Origin of the sequence: Methyloversatilis sp., assembly GCF_030698125.1 — a bacterium.
GTDB lineage: Bacteria > Pseudomonadota > Gammaproteobacteria > Burkholderiales > Rhodocyclaceae > Methyloversatilis.
In genome coordinates this window covers 126,216-147,912 of record NZ_JAUYNV010000033.1, presented here as the reverse complement: position 1 = coordinate 147,912, position 21,697 = coordinate 126,216, and the positions used below count along the sequence as shown (strand labels likewise).

The following is a 21,697-nucleotide window of genomic DNA, read 5'->3' as shown; positions in this document are numbered from 1 at the left end:
GGTCCGGGGGACGCCGATCCCGAACGCGGCGAAGGACACGCTGGACGCGATCCGGGCGAAGTTGGGTGTGCCATCGCCTGCGGGGCAGGCTCCTACGAACAACAGTGCGGTTTTGCCTTTCGCAGGAGCCTGCCCCGCAGGCGATCGAATCGACGACCGCGCACCAACCGTGAGCAGGGCAGGAACACCTTCCCGTAGCGGAAGTCGGCGCCGATGAATTCGGCGGCACGCCGCCAGAAGCATCCAGGGCAGACAATCTCCGACCAGGCGAAGGCGCGACGAACCAAAAAAAGGCCGTGCCGGAACTCCGGCACGGCCTTTTCAGTTCATTGAATGCTCAGCGTGCCTGTTCGACCTGCTGCACCTGAGCCACCGATACAGTCGGGTTGGCGGCACTGACCGCGGAACCGGTCGCGGACGGCAGCAGCGGCACGATCAGCAGCGCCACGATGTTGATGATCTTGATCAGCGGATTGACCGCCGGGCCGGCGGTGTCCTTGTACGGATCACCCACGGTGTCACCGGTCACCGCGGCCTTGTGCGCTTCGGAACCCTTGCCGCCGAAGTGACCGTCCTCGATGTACTTCTTCGCGTTGTCCCACGCACCGCCGCCGGTGGTCATGGAAATCGCGACGAACAGGCCGGTCACGATGGTGCCCATCAGCAGACCGCCGAGCGCCTGCACGCCGGCTTCCGGCCCCATCAGGAAGGCCATGCCGAAGGCGACGACCACCGGCACCAGCACCGGCAGCAGCGACGGGATCATCATTTCCTTGATCGCCGCCGCGGTCAGCATGTCGACCGCCTTCGAATAGTCCGGCTTGGCCGTGCCTTCCATGATGCCGGGGATTTCCTTGAACTGGCGGCGCACTTCGACCACCACCGCCCCGGCCGAACGACCCACCGCCTCCATCGCCATGGCGCCGAACAGGTACGGAATCAGGCCGCCGATGAACAGGCCGATGATGACCGCCGGGTTGGCCAGATCGAAGGTGACGCTGTGACCGACCGCTTCGAGCGCGTGCGTGTAGTCGGCGAACAGCACCAGTGCCGCGAGACCCGCCGAACCGATTGCATAACCCTTGGTGACCGCCTTCGTCGTGTTGCCCACGGCATCCAGCGGATCGGTGACTGCACGCACCGAAGCGGGCAGATCCGACATTTCGGCGATGCCGCCGGCGTTGTCGGTGATCGGACCATAGGCGTCGAGCGCAACGATGATGCCGGACATGCTGAGCATGGACGTCGCGGCGATCGCGATGCCGTACAGGCCGCCCAGCATGTAGGCGGCCCAGATGGCCGCGCACACCGACAGCACCGGCCAGGCGCACGACTTCATCGACACGCCGAGGCCGGCGATGATGTTGGTGCCGTGCCCCGTGGTCGATGCTTCGGCGATATGGCGCACCGGCTTGAACTCGGTGCTGGTGTAGTACTCGGTGATCACCACCATCAGGCCGGTCAGCGCCAGGCCCACCAGTGCCGCAAGGTAGAGCCGCATCTGCGCGCCACCGTCGATGCCCATGACGGCGTTCAGCGCGTCGTCGGGAATCAGCGCGGCGGTCAGCGGATAGAAGGCGATGGTCGCCAGCACCCCGGCCACGATCAGGCCGCGGTACAGCGCGCCCATGATTTTCTGGCCCGGCTTCGCCTTGACGAAGAGGCAGCCGATGATGGATGCAATGATCGAAAAGCCGCCCAGCGCCAGCGGGTAGATCACTGCCGCCTCGGCATTGGATTTGAGCAGCAGCGAGCCGAGCAGCATGGTGGCCACGATGGTCACCGCATAGGTTTCGAACAGGTCGGCCGCCATGCCTGCACAGTCACCCACGTTGTCGCCCACGTTGTCGGCGATCACCGCCGGGTTGCGCGGGTCGTCTTCCGGAATGCCGGCTTCGACCTTGCCCACCAGATCGGCACCGACGTCGGCACCCTTGGTGAAGATGCCGCCGCCCAGGCGCGCAAAGATCGAAATGAGCGACGAACCGAAGCCCAGCCCGATCAGCGGATGGATGATCTGATCGATCGTCGCGTCATGCGCGGCAGAGCCCTTCAGGATCGCGTAGTAGCCTGCCACCCCCAGCAGGCCCATGCCGACCACCAGCATGCCGGTGATGGCGCCGCCGCGGAAGGCGACGTCGAACGCTTCGGAAATGCCCTTGCGCGCGGCTTCTGCCGTACGCACATTGGCGCGCACCGACACATTCATGCCGATGTAGCCGGCCGCCCCCGAGAGCACGGCGCCGATGACGAAACCGGCGGCGGTCGAGGTGCCGAGCGTGAGCCACAGGACAACGGTGAGAATGACGCCGACGATGGCGATCGTCCGGTACTGCCGGTTCAGATAGGCCTGTGCGCCCACCTGCACTGCATCGGCAATTTCGCGCATGCGCTCATTGCCGCTGGGTTGAGCAAGAATCCACTTGCTGGATAGGGCGCCATACGCGATGGCGACCACCGAACACACGAGTGCAAATATCAGACCGGACGACAACATCACCCCTCCCCCCTTGTTTTACTGCGCCAGATGGACGGCCCGCCGAAGCAGGACATCCGAAAGCTGCAGCGATCTTGTGGATCGCCGGGCGCCGCCTCCCCGGCTGCTGCCCTGGTAAATCGGCAGCCCGCGGGAGAGCGGACTGCAACAAGCGGTTGCACGTGGTCTGTGTCAGCCTCCGAATGCGGGCAGCACGGCCGCCACACTTTCGTTCTTCAGGCTCACGTAGGCCGGCAGTCCATCGACATAGGGCGGATAGTCCTCGCCCGCGATCAGCGGCTGCAGGTATTTCCGGCAGGCGTCGGTGATGCCGAAGCCGTCTTCGGAAATGAAATCCCTGGGCATCATCTTTTCGTGGTTCGCCACATCCGCGAGCTGCACGACGCCGATCTCCCATTGGTAGGGACTGTCGGCGGTCCGCACGATGGCCGGCATCACGGCATTGCGTCCTTCGAGCGCCAGTTCGACGGCGCGGCGACCCAGCGCATGGGCCTGCGCGGCATCGGTCGCAGAGGCCACGTGGCGGGCACTGCGCTGCAGGTAGTCGGGCAGCGCCCAGTGATACTTGTGACCGAGCTGCGCCTTGATCAATTCGGCCACCTGCTGGCCGACACCACCCAACTGGGCATGACCGAAGGCGTCACGCGTGCCCGATTCGGCCAGCAGCTTGCCGTCGGGCCCACGCAGGCCTTCCGACACCGCGATGGCGCAGAACTGGTGTTCGCGCACGCAGGCATCGACACGTGCCATGAAGGCGGCCTGGTCGAAGGGGATTTCGGGGAACAGCAGGAGGTGCGGCGCGTCGCCCGCATTGCGCGCAGCCAGTCCGGCTGCTGCGGTGATCCAGCCGGCATGCCGGCCCATCACTTCCATGACGAATATCTTCGTCGAGGTGCGCGCCATCGACGCGACATCGAGACCGGCTTCCATCATCGACACGGCGACGTATTTCGCCACCGAGCCGAAACCCGGACAGTTGTCGGTACCGACCAGATCGTTGTCGACCGTCTTCGGCACACCGACACACACCAGCGGGTAATTCAGGCGCTCGGCGATCTGCGACACCTTCCATGCGGTGTCCATCGAGTCGTTGCCGCCGTTGTACAGGAAGTAGCGGATGTCATGCGCGCGGAACACGTCGATCAGCCGCTCGTAATGGGCACGGCTTTCGTCCAGCCCCTTCAGCTTGTAGCGGCAGGAGCCGAAGGCGCCACCCGGCGTGTGCCGCAGGGCGGCGATGGCCGAGTCGCTTTCGAACGACGTGTCGATCAGGTCTTCATGCAGCGCACCGAGGATGCCGTTGCGCCCGGCGAACACCTTGCCGATGCGACCGCCCTGCTCGCGTGCCGCCTGGATGACACCGCAGGCGGTGGCGTTGATGACCGCGGTGACGCCACCGGACTGCGCGTAGAACAGGTTTGCGGGCATCAATGTCAGCGCAGCGCCTCGAGTGCGCGCTTCATCACCTCGTCCACCGGACCGACGCCCGAGATGGCGCGGTACTGCGGTGCGCCCGGCTCGCCGCGCTGTGCCCAGCCGGAGTAGTAATCGACCAGCGGACGGGTCTGCGAGTGATACACCTCGAGACGCTTCTTCACCACTTCTTCGCGGTCGTCATCGCGCTGTACCAGCGGCTCGCCGGTCACGTCATCGATGCCTTCGACCTTCGGCGGGTTGAACACCACATGATAGGTGCGGCCGGACGCCAGATGGGCGCGGCGGCCGCTCATGCGGGTGATGATGTCCGAATCGGGCACCTGGATTTCCAGCACGAAGTCGATCGCCACCTTCGCCTGCTTCATCGCGTCGGCTTGCGGAATGGTGCGCGGGAAGCCGTCGAACATGTAGCCGGCCTTGCAGTCGTCGGCGAGCAGGCGGTCCTTGACCAGCCCGATGATCAGGTCGTCCGACACCAGGCCGCCGGCATCCATCACCTTCTTGGCTTCGATGCCGAGTGGCGTGCCGGCCTTCACGGCGGCACGCAGCATGTCACCCGTCGAAATCTGCGGAATGCTGAAGCGTTCCTTGATGAAGGTGGCCTGAGTACCTTTGCCGGCGCCCGGCGGGCCCAGAAGAATGAGGCGCATGTCCGCTCCTGATGTGGTGTTGTTGTCGGGGTTGATGTGATGTCCGGATTATTCTTCTGCAGGCCGCACCGGCTTCTTTACCGTCCGGTGTCAGCGGGCGCGAACTTACCGCCAATGTGCGGCGCGGTCAAACCGCAGTGCGTCACGCAACGTCGTTGGCGAACAGCGCACGCATGCGCACGAGATCTTCTTCGGTATCGACGCCGGCGTGCGGCATGGGAATATTGCCGACGACGCGGATGCGGTGGCCATGCCACAGGGCGCGCAGCTGTTCCAGCGCCTCGCACTGCTCGGCTGCCGCCGGTGCGAGACGCGCGTTCTTCTGCAGGAAGCGCACCCGGTAAGCGTAGATGCCGATGTGGCGCTGCGCATCCAGACCGGGCGGCAGCACGTCGCGCGAGACGGCAAAATCGTCGCGTGCCCACGGAATCGGTGCGCGCGAAAAGTACATCGCGCGGCCCTGCGCATCGCACACCACCTTCACCACGCCGGGACTGAAGAAATCAGCCGCCTCCGTGATGGCGCTGCTGGCGGTCGCGATCGACGATTCCGGATCCTGATCGAGCGCCAGTGCAACGGCACGGATGAGGTCCGGATCGATCAGCGGTTCGTCGCCCTGCACATTGACCACCACGGTAGCGGGTGACCAACCCAGTTGCTCCGCGACCTCGGCGATGCGGTCGGTGCCGGTCGAGTGGTCGCTGCGTGTCATCACCGCCTGGAAACCGTGCGCGGTGACCGCGGCGGCGATGCCTTCATGATCGGTCGCCACCACCAGCGCGTCGGCGCCGCTGCGCGCCGCCTGCTGCGCGACACGCACGACCATCGGCAGGCCACCGATGTCCAGCAGGGGCTTGCCGGGCAGGCGGGTCGAGGCGAAGCGGGCGGGAATCACCACCTTGAACATGTCTAGAGCCTCAGATGGACGCCGTACCGCGACCCGGCGCCGGGTCGCGCAGCGCGGCCACTTCGTCCTCGGTCATTTCGCGCGCTTCGTCTTCCAGCATGACCGGAATGCCGTCGCGGATCGGGTAGGCCAGGCGGCTTGCCTTGCACTGCAGCTCGTTGCGCGCCCGGTCGAGCACCAGCGGTCCCTTGGTGACCGGGCAGACGAGAATTTCAAGTAGTCGGGGGTCCATGCTTCAGCTCCGCAAGGCGGTCGGATACCCGGCCCGCCAGATCAGGATCGAGGTGTGCCTCGACCGGCAATACCCACACAGGGGTGTCCGACAATCCGTGACATTTTACCGCGTCCTTCTCGGTCAGCAGCAAGGCATCGCAGTCCTGAAACCTCAGGTCCCGGGCCGAATACGCGTGATGATCGGGAAACGGATGCGCCACGAACGCCAGTCCGAGCGTGCGCAGGTGGTCGAAGAAGCGCGCCGGCTCGCCGATGCCGGCCACGGCGTGCAGACGCAGACCTTGCAGGTCGGCGACACCTGCGCTGTCCCCGGGATGGTCGAGCCGATGGAAGCGCTCACCCTTCAGATGCATCGAAAAACGTGGTGGGCCGGTCAGCGGCGTGTCGGCAGTGCCATTGAGCACCTGCGCAAACACCTGTGCCAGACGCGATGGCGGTTCGCGCAGCGGGCCGGCCGGCAGATGAAATCCGTTCATGACACCGCGCCGGTCAAACACCGCGATTTCGATGTCGCGCGCCAGCGCGTAGTGCTGCAGACCGTCGTCGCACAGCACGACGTCGCACTGCGGATGACGGGCAAGTGCCGCGCGGGCGACCACCGCACGGCGACGCCCGACCCACACCGGCACGCCGCTGCGCCGTGCCAGCAACAGGGCTTCATCGCCGCAACGCGCCGGGTCATCGTCGGCCGCCACCTCGTGCACACCGTGCACCGCCCCGCCGTAGCCGCGCGACACGATGAGCGGCCGGTGACCGCGCGCCGTCAGCGCACGCGCCAGATAGAGGGTGAACGGGGTTTTGCCGGCACCGCCGGCAATGATGTTGCCGATGACCACCACGGGCACCGGCAGCCGGTCGGCGCGAAACACGCCGGCGCGAAAGCCGGCCCGGCGCAGCGTGGTGACCAGCCGGTACAGAAGGGACAGCGGCCACAGCAGCCAGGCCAGCCACCCGCGCCGTTGCCACGCTTCGGGCAGCGCCCGCGCTGCGCTCATCGACCGGCCGGCGCGTCGGACTGGGTGGCGAAGGAAATGCCGGCGATGCCGGCTTTCTGCGCGGCCTGCATGACATCGATCGACGACTGCAGCCGTGCGTCGCGGTCGGACGAAATGATCACCACCGGATCTTCCTTGCCCGACGCCGCGCCCGCCAGGGCGCTGCGCAGCCGCTCGATGTCACCGGCAGGCACCGGCTGACGATCGACCAGAATGTCGCCGCGAGCAGTGATCATCACATTGATTTCGCGCGCTACCGGCTCGGCCTCCGGCGCCTGCGCGCTGGGCAGCGTGATTTCGAGGCCCGCCGTTTTCGAATATGTCGTGGTCACCATCAGGAAGATGAGGATGACCAGCAGCACGTCGATCAGCGGAATCAGGTTGATTTCCAGCTCTTCGCGCCCACGTCCGCGTCGGAAATTCATCTGGGCGCCCTACTTTGCCGAACGCTCGCCATGTACGACTTCGACCAGCTTGATCGCGAGCTGCTCCATTTCGATCACGAAATCGTCGACCAGACCGCGAAAGTAGCGGTGGAAGATCAATGCGGGAATCGCCACCAGCAGGCCGAAGCCGGTGTTGTACAGCGCGATCGAAATGCCGCTGGCGAGCTGTTGCGGATTGCTGCCGGTCGACGTCTGCGAACCGAAGATTTCGATCATGCCGACGACCGTTCCGAACAGCCCCATCAGCGGTGCGGCTGCGGCGATCGTGCCCAGCGTGGTCAGATAGCGCTCGAGATGATGCACCACCGAACGCCCTTCTTCCTCGATCGCTTCCTTCATGATTTCGCGCGGGTTGCGCACATTGCGCAGGCCGGCCGCCAGCACGCGGCCGAGCGGCGAGTGGGCCGCGACGCGGCGTATCATGTCGGCGTTCGGCAGACCGCCCTTCAGGTCGGCCAGCACGGAATCGAGCAGCGCCGGAGGCACCACCTTGCTGCGTCGCAGGCTTGCCAGACGTTCGAATATCAGCGCCAAGGCAATGATGGACGCCGCGATCAGCGGCCAGATGGGCCAGCCGGCCGCCCGGATGATGTCAAACACGTGCGCTCCCCTCGTCAGCAAGCGGCGAACTGTAGCCTGCGCCACCAGCCGGGGCAACCCTGACCCGATGTCGTTGCGCACCGCAGCATGCTGCCGGACGGGGTTATCCACAGAACTTGTGGATAACCGTGTGGGTAGCGGCCGGATGACGGCGAGAAATCGCGGCCAGTACAGGCGTTTTTCTTGCGGCGATCAAAAATTAAGCTTCGATGACAGCGTGGTGAACGATGGTTCCTGAATCACCGATGCCGGGCAGCGGACCTGGCATGCCGGTCTCCGAACTGGTGCGACGCGCCCGGCTGACGCTGGAGCGCAGCTTTCCGGTGCTGTGGGTCAGCGGCGAACTGTCGGGTGTGACACGGGCTGCATCCGGCCATCTTTACTTTTCGCTGAAGGACGAGCTGGCCCAGGTGCGCTGCGTCATGTTCCGCAACCGCAGCCAGTTGCTGCCGTTCGAAGTGCGCGCCGGACTGCGCGTCGAGGTACGCGCACAGGTGTCGCTGTACGAGGCGCGCGGCGACTTCCAGCTGACCGTCGATGCGATGCGCCCGGCCGGCCCCGGTGCGCTGCACGACGCCTTTCTGCGCCTGAAGGCAAAACTGGAGCAGGAAGGCCTGTTCGACGCCGCGCGCAAGCGGCCGCTGCCAGCGCTGCCCGCCCGGCTGGCCGTGGTCACCTCAGCGTCGGGTGCCGCACTGCGCGACGTGCTGATCACGCTGGCGCGGCGCGCCCGCCACATCGAGGTGACCGTGCTGCCCTGTCTCGTGCAGGGCGCGGATGCGCCAGCGCAGATTGCCGCCGCCATCACGCGGGCCGGGCGCCTTGGCTGCGACGCCCTGCTGCTGGTGCGCGGCGGCGGATCGGCGGAAGACCTGGCCGCGTTCAACGACGAGGGTGTGGCGCGCGCCATCGCCGCCTGCCCGGTGCCGGTGGTGACCGGGGTCGGGCACGAAACGGATTTTTCGATCGCCGACTTCGTGGCGGACGTCCGTGCCGCCACGCCGACCGCCGCTGCCGAGCTGGTCAGCGCCGGCCACGTCGAGGCCGCTGCCCGGCTGATCGGACTGGCGCAGCGGCTGGCCCGGGCCATGCGCGCCCGTGTCGAGCGACGCGGCCAGCGGCTCGACGACCTGTCGTCGCGACTGCATGCGCCGGCGCGACAGCTGACGCGGGCAGGCGAGCGACTGCATGCGCTGCACGCGCGCATGCGCCGCGCCCACGATGTCAGCCTGGCGCAGCAGCGCCGTCACGCCGATGCCCTGACCCAGCGCCTGCACGACAGACGCCCCGATCTCGCGCGCCGTCGGATCGCACTGCTGCGGCTGACCGAGCGGCTGCGCACCTCGGCGCGCTGGCTGCTCGAAACCGCGCGCCACCGCAGCGGTCTCAATGCAGCCCAACTGGCGCAGCTTGATCCGGCGGCCGTGCTGGCGCGCGGCTTTTCCATCGTGCGCGACAGCGAAGGTCGCATCGTGCGCGACGCGGCTGCGCTTGCAGCCGGACAAGGCCTTGAACTGCAGTTCGGACGTGGCGCGGCCGGCGTGACGGTCAATCGTGTCGACGCACTGGCTGCCGCCGATGAAACACCAGGCACCTGAGACCCGGCACCTGAGGGAGCCCTTCTGCCTGCAAGCTTTGCCTTGTGCTGGGACTTGGGCAACCCTAAACTCGCATACCTGACTTTGAACCGACACGACTGGGAGATACCATGGAACACACGCTGCCCCCGCTGCCTTATGCGCTCGACGCTCTGGCCCCGCACATTTCGCGCGAAACCCTCGAATTCCACTACGGCAAGCACCATCAGGCCTACGCCACCAACCTGAACAACCTGATCAAGGGTACCGAGTTCGAAAACCTCGATCTGGAAGCCATCGTCAAGAAGGCGCCGGCCGGCGGCGTGTTCAACAATTCCGCGCAGGTGTGGAACCACAGCTTCTTCTGGAGCAGCATGAAGCCTGCAGGCGGCGGCGCACCGACCGGCGCGCTGGCGTCGGCAATCGATGCCAAGTGGGGCAGCTTCGACGAATTCAAGAAGGCATTCAAGGCGTCGGCGGTCGGCAACTTCGGCTCCGGCTGGACCTGGCTGGTCAGAAAGCCGGATGGCTCGCTGGACATCGTGAACACCAGCGGCGCCGGCACGCCGCTCAATTCCGACGCCAAGCCGCTGCTGACGCTCGACGTGTGGGAACACGCCTACTACATCGATTACCGCAACCGCCGTCCGGACTTCGTCGATACCTTCCTCGCCAGCCTCGCAAACTGGGACTTCGCGGCGAAGAACTTCGCGGCCTGACCGCCCGCCGGAGTCCGCCTCCGGCATGCGACGCAGATGCGCGCTGCCTCATCCGGCCCTGGCCGGGCGGGGCAGCGCGTTTTTCATGGCTGGACCCATCACCCCGAGGAGTACCGACATGACACAGTGGAGAACCGCCGGCCCGAGCGAGGCCTTCACGCCGGAAGAAATCGACGCCCGCCTGAAGGGCGAACTGCCGAAGTGGTACTACGAGGACGGCTGGATACGCCGCAAGTACAAGACCAGCGGCTGGAAGGGCACGCTGATGGTCGTGAATACGGTCGGTCATCTGGCAGAAGCGGCCTTTCACCACCCGGATCTCGCGGTGTCCTACGCCTTCGTGATCGTCAAGCTGATGAACCACGAAGCAAAGGGCGTGACCGAGCGCGACTTCCAGCTGGCGAAGAAGATCGAAGAGGTCGTCATGTGGCAGCCCGCGCTGACGGAAGGATCGGCGCTGGCCGGCACGCCGGACGACCCGCGCTTCAAGTACATCAAGTACGACTGAGTGAGCGGACCGGTACTGCACATCGAGCGACACAGCGCGATTGCCGAACTCGACGCGGCGCAGTGGGACGCACTGACCGGCGGCCACGCCACGCTGTCGCACGCGCTGCTGGACGCCTTCGAAAGTTCGGGCTGCGTCACCGAAGCATCCGGCTGGCAGCCGGACCACCTGTCCGTGCACGAGGGCGGGCAACTGATCGCCGCGCTGCCCGGTTACCGCAAGCTGCACAGCTATGGCGAGTACGTGTTCGACTGGTCATGGGCCGAGGCGCTTGAACGAACCGGGCGCCCCTACTACCCCAAGCTGCTGAGTGCCATTCCATTCACGCCGGTGCCCGGCCCGCGGCTGCTGGCGCGCGACACGGCGGCGCGCACCGCTCTGCTCGACGCCTGGCTGGACCATGCGCGCGACAGCGGCGTGTCGTCCGCCCATCTGCTGTTCCCGGATGCCGAATCACTGGCCGCACTCGGGCACACGTCGCTGCTGTTGCGCCAGTCGGTGCAGTTCCACTGGACCAACGCGGGGTACGACAGCTACGAAACCTTCCTTTCATCGCTGGCGCGCGACAAGCGGAAGAAGATCCGTCAGGAGCGGCGGCGCGTGGCCGACGCCGGCGTGACGCTGCGGCGCATCGACGGACCGGACATCCGCGACGCCGAGCTCGCGCTGTTCTTCAAGTGCTACAGCAATACCTATCGCGTGCGCGGCCAGCGCCCGTATCTGAACTTCCGCTTTTTCGAACTGCTGCGCGAACGTGTGCCGCACGCGCTGATGCTGGTGGTGGCATCGGTGGCCGGGCGCGACATCGCCTGCGCATTGAACCTGCGCGACGGCAGGCGGCTGTACGGTCGTTACTGGGGCGAACTCGAACACGTTGCCTGCCTGCACTTCGAAGCCTGCTACCACCAGGGCATCGAATACGCGATCGAACGCAAGCTCGAGGTGTTCGAAGGCGGCGCCCAGGGCGAGCACAAGATGGCACGCGGCTTCGTGCCGGAAACGACCTGGTCGGCGCACTGGCTGCGCGACGCGGATTTTGCCGACGCCGTGGCGCGCTACCTGGAACGGGAGCGCGCCGGCGTGGCGCTGCACATCGACGAACTGGAAGAGCGCACGCCCTACCGACAGGCGGTGTGAGCGTGCGTCGGGCGACCAGGGTGAGCCGGCATCAAATCGCAAGCCGACTGCAATTCAATGTCGGCCGATACTAGAACGCCGGCTTGTCTGCCGCTTTCTGGTAGGCGTCGACACCCGACATGATTTCGCGCTTGGCATCTTCGATGTCGCCCCAGCCCTGAACCTTGACGAACTTGCCGGGTTCGAGATCCTTGTAGTGCTCGAAGAAGTGCGAAATCTGGTCCAGCAGGATCTGCGGCAGGTCGCGCGGGCTCTGCACCGAGCGGTACATCGGCGTGAGCTTGTCCACCGGCACGGCCAGCAGCTTGGCATCCTCGCCGGCTTCGTCGACCATCTTCAGCATGCCGATCGGACGGCAGCGAACCACCACGCCCGGCGGCAACGCGAACTGTGCCAGCACGAGCACGTCGACCGGGTCACCGTCACCGGCGATGGTGTGCGGGATGTAGCCGTAATTGCACGGGTAGTGCATCGCGGTCGACATGAAGCGATCGACGAAGACGGCGCCCGACTCCTTGTCCACTTCGTACTTGACCGGGTCCGAATGCATCGGGATTTCGATGACCACGTTGAAATCATTGGGCAGATCCTTGCCCGACGGAACTCGTTCCAGACCCATGTCTCGCTCCTTTTGAAAAGCCCGCGATTATAGCGATTGTTGCGGCGCAACAGAAGATACCTCCCGCGACACGACATCCAGTGTCACATGGGCCAGCGTCGCCATGGCGCCCAGTTCATGCCGCAGGCGGTCGACATCCAGCTCCGGTCTCCCTTCCAGCGTCAGCAGCAGCGCATGGCGCCCGGGGGCAAGCAGCCACAGGTGCAGGTCAAGCGCATGCGCGCCGTGTCGTGCGAGGCAGGCGTGGATGTCGTGCAGCAGATGACTGTCGATCTGACGATCCAGCAGCACGCCGGCACTGTCGCCGGCCAGTCGCCAGGCCCAGCGCAGGATGAGCACGCCGCCGAGCGCCGCCATGACCGGGTCAAGCCACGCCATGCCGGCCCACTTGCCGGCGATCAGCGCCACGATGGCGGCGACCGACGTGATCGCGTCGGCCACCACGTGAATATAGGCAGCGCGCAGGTTCTGGTCGGCGTGCCCGTTCGCGGTTTCATGCGCGTGGGCGTCTCCGTCGTGATCATGATCGTGACCGTGCAACAGCCACGCGCTGAGCAGATTGACGATCAGCCCGAGCACGGCGACCGCGAGCGCTTCGTCGTAATGGATGTCATGCGGCGCCTGCAGCCGCGACGCCGCCTCGTACAGCATGACCAGCGCAACACCCGCGAGCAGCAGACTCGACGAGTAGGCCGCCAGATAGGACACCTTGCCCGGGCCGAAACTGTAGTGCGCCTGCCCGGCATGCTTGCGCATATATAGGTACGCGAATGCGCTGATGCCCATGGCGGCCACATGCGTCGCCATATGCCAGCCGTCGGCCAGCAGCGCCATCGACCCGGTCAGATGGCCGGCGACGATTTCCGTCAGCATGGCGATCGCACTCAGCCACAGCACATGACCGACCGCCCTTTCCGCCTGACGTTGCGATAGCAGGAATTCCGGCTGGCGGGTCGGGCAGGACGATGCATGCGTGTCCTGTACGTCGCGGGGAGGTGTGTTCATCGGTCGATTGTAGGGTGCGACGCTGACGCTGTGACATCACGCTGACGCGATCGCTGCCCACAGTGGTGAGCAGGCAGCGCAAACCCTTTGGCCGGGGGTGTCGACGGCCCGCGCAGCGAACGCTTGACACCGGGACAGCGTTCTGTATTAATACGAACCATTCTCATTACTATTCGTTTGTTGGCACATGACTACGCCTGCACTTCCGCTGCCGCAGACACCCGCCAACGCTCCCGCCGCGTCACCCGAACCGTCGCCGACGCTCGATTCGGCACAGCTGCTGGGTGGCCGCAAACAGGTTGCCATCAGTCACGGTGGCGAACTTTACTCATTGCGCCTCACGCGCAATGGCAAGTTGATACTTACCAAATAGGGTCGCCATGTACATCTGTCTGTGCGAACCGGTCACCGACCGGGACATCAAGGCCGCGGTCAGCACCGGTTGCCGCAGCGTGCGGGACGTGGCAGGACAGCTTGGCTGCTGCCGGGATTGCGGCAAGTGCGTGCGCGCCGCAAAGGAAGTGATTGACGCTGCCCGGGCAGATCTGCGGGCACTTGTGGCGCACGCGCCGCTGGCATCCGGCTGCGCCGCCTGAAATTGATGCTGTGCAACACATTTGTTCGTGTGGCCTAGAATGCGATCAGGCGTCACGCCAGTGACACCGCCTGAACAGGAGACGGCACATGAAGGGCGACAAGAAGGTTCTGCAGTATCTGAACAAGCAGCTGGTGAATGAACTGACTGCGATCAACCAGTATTTCCTGCACGCGAAAATGTACAAGAGCTGGGGCCTGAAGCAGCTTGGCGACCATGAACACCACGAATCGATCGAGGAAATGAAGCATGCGGATGCGTTGATCGAACGCATTCTGCTGCTCGAAGGCCTGCCCAACCTGCAGGATCTGCACAAGCTGCTGATCGGCGAGAACGTGCCGGAAATGCTGGGCTGTGACCTGAAGATCGAGCACCTGTCGCATACGACGCTGAAGGAAGCGGTGGCCTGTTGCGAAACAGCCGGCGACTACGTCTCACGCGACCTGTTCCGTTCGATCCTGGCGGATACCGAAGAACATATCGACTGGCTGGAAACCCAGATTGATCTGATCGACAAGATGGGATTGCAGAATTACACGCAGGCCGCGATGGGAGAAATCGGCAGCTGAGCTGCCGGTCGGAGGAGCGGGACAGGCCATCAATGCCTGCCGCTCCCTTCCTTTCCCGTCACGACCATGGCCCTCAACCGACGTTGAAGTAGCACGGATGTTCGTTCCCACAATGCCTGTCGTGACGTTGCCCGCCCGCCCCTTGATGCCCCCTGCCCGCCGGTCGTCAACCGTATGGGCGCCATGAGCAGCGCAGCGCTGGCGGGTGGTGCAGGAACCCTGCCACCGCATCTGCCACCCGCCTTCCGCCTTGCTGCAACGCCGGACACCCGGTCGGGCCGGCGGTCCGGTCTGCCCGATGCAGGCGCGCCGGCGCGCATCTTTTCGTTCGGCACCGTACTGCTGCTGCATGCCCTCGCGCTGTTCTGGCTGACGCATGCCCGACTGCCGCTGCCCAGCGCGCCCGCCCCCCTCATGCTGGCGACGCTGATTGCGCCGGAACCGCTGCCGATGGCCGAGATCGAACCGGTTCGCGAGCAACCGAAGGTCGAGCCCGAACCGCCGAAGCCGGTCACCAGGCCGGTGCCCCGACGCAAGGAAGTCGCGCTGCCGAAGCCGACCGCGGCGGCCGATGCGCCCAGCGCCGACAGCGTCCCGGTACAGGAACCTGCGCCGCCCGAGCCGGTTGCGATCGACGCCGTGCCCGCTGCCGCGCCGGCGCCCGCCGCGGTCACGGCAGCACCAGTGGCCGCTGCGCCACCATTGGAGGCGCCGCGCTTCGACGCCGCCTACCTGTCGAACCCGAAACCGGCCTACCCGATGCTGTCACGCCGTGCCGGAGAAGAAGGCCGGGTGATGCTGCGCGTGATGGTCGAGGCAAACGGCCTGCCATCGAAGGTCGATATCGAAAAGTCGAGCGGCTTCCCCCGACTCGACGAGGCCGCACTGGACGCGGTGAAGAAATGGAAGTTCGTGCCGGCACGGCGCGGCACCGAAGCGGTCGCCGAATCGGTCATGGTCCCGCTCAGCTTCAGCCTGCCGCGATGATTTGACCGGCGCACCCGCTGGCGTACACTGCGCGGCGATCCTTTTTTGCACTATGGCTTTGAATCTGGCTTCACATGGAGAGTCTTGATGAATGAATCACTGGGTTTTGCGCACTTCCTGTCGAACGCGGATGCTGTCGCAATCACCATCGTCGTGCTGATGGCGCTCGCGTCCGTCGGTACCTGGTTCCTGATCGTGCTCAAGGGCATCGTCGCGCTGCGCCAGCGCAGCGCCAGCGGCCAGTTCATGGATCGCTTCTGGAACGCCTCGTCGCTGGAAGACGTGGCGCGTGACATGCGCTCCAACGGCGTCACCGACCCGTTTTCGCATCTGGTGCATGAGGGGTTCAGCGCCGTCGAGACACTGCGCAATGGCAAGGCGGGCGCGCGCGGCCTGATCGCCACCGGCAGCGCCGACGAATTCCTGACCCGTGCGCTGAAGCGTTCGATCGAACGCGACCGCAGCCGCATGGAGTACGGCCAGACCTTCCTTGCATCGGTCGCATCGAGCGCGCCGTTCATCGGCCTGCTCGGTACCGTATGGGGCATCTACCACGCGCTGCTGGCGATCGGCATGTCCGGTCAGGGCACGCTGGACAAAGTGGCCGGGCCGGTCGGCGAGGCGCTGATCATGACCGCCATCGGTCTCGCCACCGCCATCCCGGCGGCGCTGGCATTCAACTTTTTCGCCCGTTCGACGCGCAACGTGATGGCCGAACTGAACAGCTTCGCTCACGACGTGTTCGTCATGCTGTCCACCGGCATCAAGGACGTCGGCACGAATGACCCGAAAGCCACCGGCGACCGCGTGCTGTCACTGGTCGAGCACGGCCGCGACGCCGCGCGTCCGGCGCACTGAGGGGAGCAGACAGATGGCCTTCGCAAGCTTCGAACAGGACGACGACGGACCGATGGCGGAAATCAACATGATTCCGCTGATCGACGTGATGCTGGTGCTGCTGATCATCTTCATGGTGACCGCACCGCTGCTGACCCACGCGGTGAAAGTCGACCTGCCCAAGGAATCGACCTCCGCGAACGAACTGCCGCCGGAGAACATCCAGATCGCGATCGGTGCCGACGAGCAGCTGTTCTGGTCGGGCGAGAAGATCGACAAGGAAACGCTGAAGGTGAAACTGCAGGAAGCGGCCGCGCGCGACAAGACCGCGGAAATCCAGCTGCGTGCCGACCAGAACGTACCCTATCGCTCGGTGGCCCACGTCATGAGCGAGGCAGCACGACTCGGGCTGACCCGCATCGGCTTCGTGACGGATCCTTCCAGCGCGAAGTAAGGCGCTTCGGCTCCCGGAAAAACCGCCCTGACCGGCGGTTTTTTTTCGTCGCGACCGGCCGGCTGCCGACACATTCCTTCACCGGCTGCGCGCACAGCGACGCTTGACACGCCACATCCCACGTGTTTGAATGCGAATCATTCCTATTCATTATTGAACAGGACATGCGCCAGCCTGCTGCCCCGGCAGCCACCCGCCAGCCACCCCGTGCACCGCACGTCCAACCGCTGGAGGATGCAGGTATGACGACCGAACACAGTGCCACTGGCGACGCCAGTCCGAACATGCTGGCGGCTGCCACGCTGTTCGTCATGACCCGGTTTGCGGAACGCCCGTGCCCGGAAGTTGCGCAGATGGTGATCCGCCATCTCGAAGTCGTGGCCGAAGACGAGCGCGCCGATCCGCTGATGCGTGAGGTGTGCGACGCGCTCATCGGCCGCTGGAGCCTGCATGCCGTCGGCGATGCAGGCCTGCGCGCCGCCCACTGATCCGGAGAACCCCGAAGATGTCCCGCTACACCGGCCCCCGCCTGCGCGTGCTGCGCGCACTGGGCACCGACCTGCCCGGTCTGACCCGAAAGAACATCGAGAACCGCACCTCGCCGCCCGGCCAGCATGGCGCGCGCCCGAACCGCCGCAAGTCGGAATTCGGCGCCCAGCTGATGGAAAAGCAGAAGCTGCGCTACAACTACGGTCTCAACGAAACCCAGCTGCGCAGCGTGTTCCGCGAAGCCGAGCGTTCGAAGCTGCCGACCGGCGAAAAACTGGTCGAACTGCTGGAGCGCCGGATCGACAACATCGTGTTCCGCGGCGGTCTGGCACCAACGATTCCGGCGGCCCGCCAGCTGGTGCGCCACAAGCATGTGCTGCTCAACGGACGACGGGTGAACATTCCGTCGATCCGGCTGCGCGTCGGCGACACCATCACCCTGACCGACAAGGGTCGCACCGTCCAGAGCGTGGTCGATGCGCTGCAGACACCGCCGCTCGAACGGGCTGATTGGATCGCCTTCGATGCCGCGACGCTGAGCCTGCGCCTCGCCCATCTGCCACCGGGCGATGCCACACCCTTTGCGTTCGAAGCACAGAAAGTGGTCGAGTTCTACGCCCTGCGCGTCTGATCGCGCGCCGGTACACGGTCGATCGGACACCCTGCGCCGATCTGCCTGCCGCTTTTTCTTCTCTGTTGTTTTTCCACTTTCCCCCGCCCGCGCCGCGGCCGGGGCTGCCAGCCAGATCCGCTCACGCGATCCAGCCAGTCACGCATCTTCAGGAGACGCTGACATGTCGCTGTTCGCATCATCGATCTGCATCGCCGGTTCGCTTCACTGCCTTTCCTCCACCGGGCGCGTCTCCTGTCAATGGCCGCGCAACCGCGCCGGCTCCACGTCTTCAACCCGCTTCGAGAGGTCAATCATGATCACGTCACGCCTGCCCAGTGCAGCTCTCACCACCGCCGCCTTGCTGTCCTTTGCCTTCGCCGGTCAGGCAGTTGCCGCCACCGCGCATGAATCGTTCACCGCGCCGGCCGATTCGGTCGCCAGCGACGGTTTCAACAACCTGACGGCGGGCCGCATCACGGCCGCACAACTGACTGCCGGCCTGGTCGCCAATGTCGACGGCAGCGCCGGCGACACGATCTTCCGCAAGATGTCGGGCGGTGCCTACCCCGCATCGGCCGGCCTGTACCAATTCAGCGGTGCCGGCTCGAGCTTCGAAATGGCGGTTGCCGACGCCGCCGACGGCCTGACCAGCATCGTGTTCCAGAGCTACATCAACATCAGCCGCGGCGCCAATGGCGTCGACGGGCTGTTCGAAACCGGTTACGAGCCGCGCCTGAGCTACAACAACGGCACGCAGTTCCTGACCACGTCGCTGGTCGAGACGGAAAACCTCAGCTACACCGACTTCTTCACCGGTCAGGTCGTGGCGTCCGACCCGAACAACCCGAACCACGCCACCTTCACGTGGAATCTCGCGGCGCTGGGCGTCACCGTGCCGGTCGACAGCTTCCGCATCACCTTCGGCACCGACACCCACTCGCAGACCCAGGCCTTCCAGCTGGACCAGCTGGTCGCGGCACCGGTGCCGGAACCGGAAACCTGGGCCCTGATGCTGGGCGGCCTCGGGCTGATCACGCTGAGCGCACGTCGCCGCATCAACAAGGGCTGATTGCCGCCCACCGCCGGACAATCAGGTCCGGCGGTCCACCCTGCGGTGCGCGCTGCGCACCGCATCCGTTGCAGACTTCCCGTGACACCCCAGCCCTCCACCGCCGCAAGGCGTCCTCTCCGCCGCTCCGCCTGCTGGCCTGCAGCCGGACTGTGCGCATTCGCCTGTCTCGCCGCCTCGGCGGCCGTGGCACAAGGCACGCACACGCCTGACCGCGTCGCGCCGATGCAGGACGCTCAAGCGCGTACACCACCAGAGCCACTGCCCGGCGCGCAGGACCCCGGCGAAGCGATCGACACCGACGCGACCGTGCTGCCCGAAGTCGAGGTGACCGACGAACGCGAGCTGCAGCGCCCGGTCGAGATCGACTTGCCGCCGGACCGCCCGGTCACGGTCATCAATGCCGCCGCAATCGAGCGGCGCCAGGCCAGCACCATTTTCGACATCCTGAAGGACATCCCCGGCGTGGCGGTCGATGGCGGACCGCGCGCCAGCGGCATGAAATTCAATCTGCGCGGTTTCTCCGACAACGAGGACGTGCTGTTCAAGGTCGACGGCGCGGTCAAGGGCTTCGAAAAGTACCGCTTCGGCAGCGGCGTGTTCATTGAGCCGGAACTGCTGAAAGCGCTGCAGGTCGAGCGCGGCCCGTCGGTCACTTCCGGGTCGGGCGCCCTCGGCGGCACGGTGTCGGCCACCACCAGATCGGCGTCCGATTTCCTGAAGCCGGGCCAGACCTTCGGCAGCGAAGTGAAGTACGGCTACAACTGGAACAGCCACGAACGGCTGCGCATGGTGACCATCTATGGCCGGCCGAATGCCCACCTCGACCTCATCGTGTCGGTCGCCCGGCGCGATTCCGATGACTTCCGGCTGCCCGACGGCGAGCCCCTCGAACTGACCGCCACCGCGTCGGAAAGCCGCTTCGTCAAGGCGAGCTTCTACGCCACCGACGACCTGGTGATCGAACTGAGCCAGACGCGCTACACCGGCGGCCCGGAGCGCGCGCCGTACGACGCGACGGCGGGCAGCAGCGGTGCCTTCGGCATCGTCCAGCGCAACATCGACGACACCACGACCAATCTGTCGCTGCGCTATCTGCCGCCCGATTCGTGGATCGCACTGCGCGGCACGCTGGCCTACGAAACGACCGAACTGGCCGACCTGCACCGCCTTGGCCAGAGCCGCATCTGCGTGTCGCCCTCACCCTCCGCCATGTTCCGGATCGACCGCTGCAACGACGACTGGCGCTATGCCATCTGGACCGGTGAGCTGTTCAACGATCTGCGCTACACGCTGGGCGCGCTGCGCGGCGTGCTGACCGTGGGCTACCAGGGCATCCGCAACAGCCGCGACATCGTGCGCGTGACGTCGAACGCATTCGCCAATGCAAACAACTACCCGGGCGGTTTCAACGAGGCGCAGCCGCCCGGCGACAAGGTGTCCGACGCGCTGATCGTCGAGAACGCGATGACCTACGGCGCATTCACGCTGACACCGGGCGCGCGCATCGACCGCTACCACGTGAGCGCCGAAGGCCAGACGCGCACCAACATGATTGCCGCCGGCCAGTCGCCCGATCTGCGCTTCGTCAAGGTGTCGCCGGCACTTGCGCTGACCTGGCGCGTCCCTGCCAGCGATGTGTCGCTGACGGCGCGCTACAGCGAAGCCTTCCGGCCACCGCTGGTCGATGAGTACTTCGCGCGCGGCAGTTTTGCCAGCCGCTGCGCGCGAACCGAACCCGACGGACTTGGTCAGGGCCAGCTCAACGCCAATCCGCTGTACGACCCGTCGGGCATCGGCCTGCCGTACAACGCGGCGCTCGACCTGGCGCCTGCCAACGGCATCTGCGGCGGTCTCTACAAGCCGCAGGAATCGTCCAACCACGAACTGACGATCGCCTGGTCACCGCAGCCGGCGAGCGCCGCCGACGGGCGCTGGCAGGCGCGCGCGACCTGGTACGACATCCATACCCGTCATCTGCTGCAATCGATCTCGAACGTGGGCGGCCGGGTCGCCCAGCCGGGTCGGGAGCGGCGCACCGGCACCGAACTGGAAGTGTCCTACGACGGCCTGCGCAGCTTCGCCACGCTCGCCTGGTCGCAGATCGACGGCCGCATCACGAACCCGGTCGCCGGTACGGATTACGCGATCTACGGCGTACCGGGCGACACGCTGAGCGCCAGTGCCGGCGTGCGCGGCTTCGACGGACGCGTCGAAGCCGGTCTGCGCATGCGCGACATCGGCGAACGGCGCGCCAGTGCCGGCAACCAACCCACGGTGTGCTCGCGCCCGGGCACGCTGTTCATCGACGGCGTCGGGCGCATCGGCACCCAGTTCGGTGCGCGGGTGTTCGATCTGTTCGCCAGCTGGCGCGTCACGCCGGACGCCTTGCTGCGGCTCAACATCGACAACCTGACCGACGAGGTGTACTGCCTGCAGGACGGCTTCGCCGGCGCAGTCGGCGTGCAGGCGCCGGGCCGCAGCGCGAAGCTGTCGCTGACGCTGCGCTTCTGATGATGCCGATGCCTCGTCATCGCACAAACCGGAACTGTTTTTCATATTCCGGCTATCGTGCGAGCCTGACAGAATCCGCGCGCTCACCGATATTTCATCGGGGTGACGTTTCAGCCATGGACAGTCCGGTGCACCGTTACTGGACAACCACGCAAAAGGCCATCCGGAGGATTGCGCAGTTTTCCTTTACCACCCGTATCCTGCAGCGCATCGCCTGATATGGCGCGGGATTTGCTGAT

24 protein-coding genes are annotated in these 21,697 nt (G+C 65.7%); 14 read left to right on the top strand and 10 right to left on the bottom strand.

The window, feature by feature from the left end:
• Positions 1-337: 337 nt before the first annotated feature.
• From Q8Q80_RS13770 to Q8Q80_RS13735, 8 genes are all read right to left on the bottom strand, one after another.
• Positions 338-2,497 carry a sodium-translocating pyrophosphatase gene (locus tag Q8Q80_RS13770; protein ID WP_305633458.1) on the bottom strand — a complete coding sequence of 720 codons (2,160 nt, stop codon included), beginning with the start codon at positions 2,495-2,497 and terminating at the stop codon, positions 338-340.
• A gap of 171 nt (positions 2,498-2,668) precedes the next feature.
• Positions 2,669-3,925, bottom strand: coding sequence for a 6-phosphofructokinase (locus Q8Q80_RS13765; protein ID WP_305633457.1), 1,257 nt, complete (start codon positions 3,923-3,925; stop codon positions 2,669-2,671).
• A gap of 5 nt (positions 3,926-3,930) precedes the next feature.
• On the bottom strand, positions 3,931-4,584 hold the full coding sequence (adk, locus tag Q8Q80_RS13760; protein ID WP_069040122.1) for an adenylate kinase: 654 nt from the start codon (positions 4,582-4,584) through the stop codon (positions 3,931-3,933).
• Positions 4,585-4,726: 142 nt separating this feature from the next.
• Complete coding sequence (gene kdsB, locus Q8Q80_RS13755; protein ID WP_305633456.1) at positions 4,727-5,491, bottom strand: 3-deoxy-manno-octulosonate cytidylyltransferase; 765 nt, start codon at positions 5,489-5,491, stop codon at positions 4,727-4,729.
• 10 nt (positions 5,492-5,501) lie between these two features.
• The gene (locus tag Q8Q80_RS13750) at positions 5,502-5,723 is read right to left on the bottom strand and encodes a Trm112 family protein (protein ID WP_305633455.1); all 222 of its coding nucleotides are present in this window, start codon (positions 5,721-5,723) and stop codon (positions 5,502-5,504) included.
• Positions 5,704-6,720: a tetraacyldisaccharide 4'-kinase gene (gene lpxK / locus Q8Q80_RS13745; RefSeq protein WP_305633454.1), complete on the bottom strand. Its 1,017-nt coding sequence runs from the start codon at positions 6,718-6,720 to the stop codon at positions 5,704-5,706. Before lpxK ends, Q8Q80_RS13750 begins: the two co-directional genes overlap by 20 nt.
• A complete protein-coding gene (locus tag Q8Q80_RS13740) occupies positions 6,717-7,145 on the bottom strand; it encodes a biopolymer transporter ExbD (RefSeq protein WP_069040118.1) in 429 nt (142 codons plus the stop codon). The genes lpxK and Q8Q80_RS13740 overlap by 4 nt, the downstream gene beginning before the upstream one ends.
• A gap of 9 nt (positions 7,146-7,154) precedes the next feature.
• Positions 7,155-7,766: a MotA/TolQ/ExbB proton channel family protein gene (locus Q8Q80_RS13735; protein WP_305633453.1), complete on the bottom strand. Its 612-nt coding sequence runs from the start codon at positions 7,764-7,766 to the stop codon at positions 7,155-7,157.
• 227 nt (positions 7,767-7,993) lie between these two features.
• On the opposite strand from Q8Q80_RS13735, the gene xseA reads away from it, so the two are divergent.
• The 4 genes from xseA (at position 7,994) to Q8Q80_RS13715 (ending at position 11,707) form a co-directional block, all read left to right on the top strand.
• A complete protein-coding gene (xseA, locus tag Q8Q80_RS13730; protein ID WP_371132767.1) occupies positions 7,994-9,364 on the top strand; it encodes an exodeoxyribonuclease VII large subunit in 1,371 nt (456 codons plus the stop codon).
• A 110-nt stretch (positions 9,365-9,474) separates the two neighbouring features.
• Entirely contained in the window at positions 9,475-10,062 is a 588-nt protein-coding gene (locus tag Q8Q80_RS13725; RefSeq protein ID WP_305633451.1) for a superoxide dismutase, read from the top strand.
• Positions 10,063-10,180: 118 nt separating this feature from the next.
• Positions 10,181-10,570 (top strand): 4a-hydroxytetrahydrobiopterin dehydratase, encoded by a 390-nt coding sequence (locus Q8Q80_RS13720; RefSeq protein WP_305633450.1) that lies wholly within the window; start codon positions 10,181-10,183, stop codon positions 10,568-10,570.
• Entirely contained in the window at positions 10,571-11,707 is a 1,137-nt protein-coding gene (locus Q8Q80_RS13715) for a GNAT family N-acetyltransferase (RefSeq protein ID WP_305633449.1), read from the top strand.
• A 70-nt stretch (positions 11,708-11,777) separates the two neighbouring features.
• Here the strand turns inward: Q8Q80_RS13715 and ppa are convergent, their stop codons facing one another.
• Positions 11,778-12,326, bottom strand: a complete 549-nt coding sequence (gene ppa / locus Q8Q80_RS13710; RefSeq protein WP_305633448.1) for an inorganic diphosphatase — start codon at positions 12,324-12,326, stop codon at positions 11,778-11,780.
• A 27-nt stretch (positions 12,327-12,353) separates the two neighbouring features.
• Positions 12,354-13,331 (bottom strand): CDF family Co(II)/Ni(II) efflux transporter DmeF, encoded by a 978-nt coding sequence (gene dmeF / locus Q8Q80_RS13705; RefSeq protein WP_305633447.1) that lies wholly within the window; start codon positions 13,329-13,331, stop codon positions 12,354-12,356.
• Between the two features lie 187 nt (positions 13,332-13,518).
• Between dmeF and hemP the strand changes: the two genes are divergently transcribed.
• From hemP to Q8Q80_RS13655, 10 genes are all read left to right on the top strand, one after another.
• Positions 13,519-13,704, top strand: coding sequence for a hemin uptake protein HemP (hemP, locus tag Q8Q80_RS13700; protein WP_305633446.1), 186 nt, complete (start codon positions 13,519-13,521; stop codon positions 13,702-13,704).
• Between the two features lie 7 nt (positions 13,705-13,711).
• Positions 13,712-13,927, top strand: coding sequence for a (2Fe-2S)-binding protein (locus Q8Q80_RS13695; RefSeq protein WP_305633445.1), 216 nt, complete (start codon positions 13,712-13,714; stop codon positions 13,925-13,927).
• 88 nt (positions 13,928-14,015) lie between these two features.
• Positions 14,016-14,495, top strand: a complete 480-nt coding sequence (gene bfr, locus Q8Q80_RS13690; RefSeq protein WP_305633444.1) for a bacterioferritin — start codon at positions 14,016-14,018, stop codon at positions 14,493-14,495.
• Between the two features lie 183 nt (positions 14,496-14,678).
• Positions 14,679-15,482, top strand: a complete 804-nt coding sequence (locus Q8Q80_RS13685) for an energy transducer TonB (RefSeq protein WP_305633443.1) — start codon at positions 14,679-14,681, stop codon at positions 15,480-15,482.
• 87 nt (positions 15,483-15,569) lie between these two features.
• Complete coding sequence (locus Q8Q80_RS13680; RefSeq protein WP_305633442.1) at positions 15,570-16,340, top strand: MotA/TolQ/ExbB proton channel family protein; 771 nt, start codon at positions 15,570-15,572, stop codon at positions 16,338-16,340.
• Between the two features lie 13 nt (positions 16,341-16,353).
• Positions 16,354-16,773 (top strand): biopolymer transporter ExbD, encoded by a 420-nt coding sequence (locus tag Q8Q80_RS13675; protein ID WP_305633441.1) that lies wholly within the window; start codon positions 16,354-16,356, stop codon positions 16,771-16,773.
• A gap of 242 nt (positions 16,774-17,015) precedes the next feature.
• Positions 17,016-17,261: a hypothetical protein gene (locus tag Q8Q80_RS13670; protein WP_257094964.1), complete on the top strand. Its 246-nt coding sequence runs from the start codon at positions 17,016-17,018 to the stop codon at positions 17,259-17,261.
• A 17-nt stretch (positions 17,262-17,278) separates the two neighbouring features.
• Positions 17,279-17,893: a 30S ribosomal protein S4 gene (gene rpsD / locus Q8Q80_RS13665; protein ID WP_305633440.1), complete on the top strand. Its 615-nt coding sequence runs from the start codon at positions 17,279-17,281 to the stop codon at positions 17,891-17,893.
• 295 nt (positions 17,894-18,188) lie between these two features.
• Complete coding sequence (locus tag Q8Q80_RS13660) at positions 18,189-18,944, top strand: PEPxxWA-CTERM sorting domain-containing protein (protein ID WP_305633439.1); 756 nt, start codon at positions 18,189-18,191, stop codon at positions 18,942-18,944.
• 225 nt (positions 18,945-19,169) lie between these two features.
• Positions 19,170-21,458: a TonB-dependent receptor domain-containing protein gene (locus Q8Q80_RS13655; RefSeq protein WP_305633438.1), complete on the top strand. Its 2,289-nt coding sequence runs from the start codon at positions 19,170-19,172 to the stop codon at positions 21,456-21,458.
• Positions 21,459-21,697 lie beyond the last annotated feature (239 nt).

Coding starts and splice junctions, on each gene's coding strand:
- Q8Q80_RS13770 (WP_305633458.1), bottom strand. CDS start 2,497: ATGTTGTCGTCCGGTCTGATATTTGCACTCGTGTGTTCGGTGGTCGCC.
- Q8Q80_RS13765 (WP_305633457.1), bottom strand. CDS start 3,925: ATGCCCGCAAACCTGTTCTACGCGCAGTCCGGTGGCGTCACCGCGGTC.
- adk (WP_069040122.1), bottom strand. CDS start 4,584: ATGCGCCTCATTCTTCTGGGCCCGCCGGGCGCCGGCAAAGGTACTCAG.
- kdsB (WP_305633456.1), bottom strand. CDS start 5,491: ATGTTCAAGGTGGTGATTCCCGCCCGCTTCGCCTCGACCCGCCTGCCC.
- Q8Q80_RS13750 (WP_305633455.1), bottom strand. CDS start 5,723: ATGGACCCCCGACTACTTGAAATTCTCGTCTGCCCGGTCACCAAGGGA.
- lpxK (WP_305633454.1), bottom strand. CDS start 6,720: ATGAGCGCAGCGCGGGCGCTGCCCGAAGCGTGGCAACGGCGCGGGTGG.
- Q8Q80_RS13740 (WP_069040118.1), bottom strand. CDS start 7,145: ATGAATTTCCGACGCGGACGTGGGCGCGAAGAGCTGGAAATCAACCTG.
- xseA (WP_371132767.1), top strand. CDS start 7,994: ATGGTTCCTGAATCACCGATGCCGGGCAGCGGACCTGGCATGCCGGTC.
- Q8Q80_RS13725 (WP_305633451.1), top strand. CDS start 9,475: ATGGAACACACGCTGCCCCCGCTGCCTTATGCGCTCGACGCTCTGGCC.
- Q8Q80_RS13720 (WP_305633450.1), top strand. CDS start 10,181: ATGACACAGTGGAGAACCGCCGGCCCGAGCGAGGCCTTCACGCCGGAA.
- ppa (WP_305633448.1), bottom strand. CDS start 12,326: ATGGGTCTGGAACGAGTTCCGTCGGGCAAGGATCTGCCCAATGATTTC.
- dmeF (WP_305633447.1), bottom strand. CDS start 13,331: ATGAACACACCTCCCCGCGACGTACAGGACACGCATGCATCGTCCTGC.
- hemP (WP_305633446.1), top strand. CDS start 13,519: ATGACTACGCCTGCACTTCCGCTGCCGCAGACACCCGCCAACGCTCCC.
- Q8Q80_RS13695 (WP_305633445.1), top strand. CDS start 13,712: ATGTACATCTGTCTGTGCGAACCGGTCACCGACCGGGACATCAAGGCC.
- bfr (WP_305633444.1), top strand. CDS start 14,016: ATGAAGGGCGACAAGAAGGTTCTGCAGTATCTGAACAAGCAGCTGGTG.
- Q8Q80_RS13685 (WP_305633443.1), top strand. CDS start 14,679: ATGAGCAGCGCAGCGCTGGCGGGTGGTGCAGGAACCCTGCCACCGCAT.
- Q8Q80_RS13680 (WP_305633442.1), top strand. CDS start 15,570: ATGAATGAATCACTGGGTTTTGCGCACTTCCTGTCGAACGCGGATGCT.
- Q8Q80_RS13675 (WP_305633441.1), top strand. CDS start 16,354: ATGGCCTTCGCAAGCTTCGAACAGGACGACGACGGACCGATGGCGGAA.
- Q8Q80_RS13670 (WP_257094964.1), top strand. CDS start 17,016: ATGACGACCGAACACAGTGCCACTGGCGACGCCAGTCCGAACATGCTG.
- rpsD (WP_305633440.1), top strand. CDS start 17,279: ATGTCCCGCTACACCGGCCCCCGCCTGCGCGTGCTGCGCGCACTGGGC.
- Q8Q80_RS13660 (WP_305633439.1), top strand. CDS start 18,189: ATGATCACGTCACGCCTGCCCAGTGCAGCTCTCACCACCGCCGCCTTG.
- Q8Q80_RS13655 (WP_305633438.1), top strand. CDS start 19,170: ATGCAGGACGCTCAAGCGCGTACACCACCAGAGCCACTGCCCGGCGCG.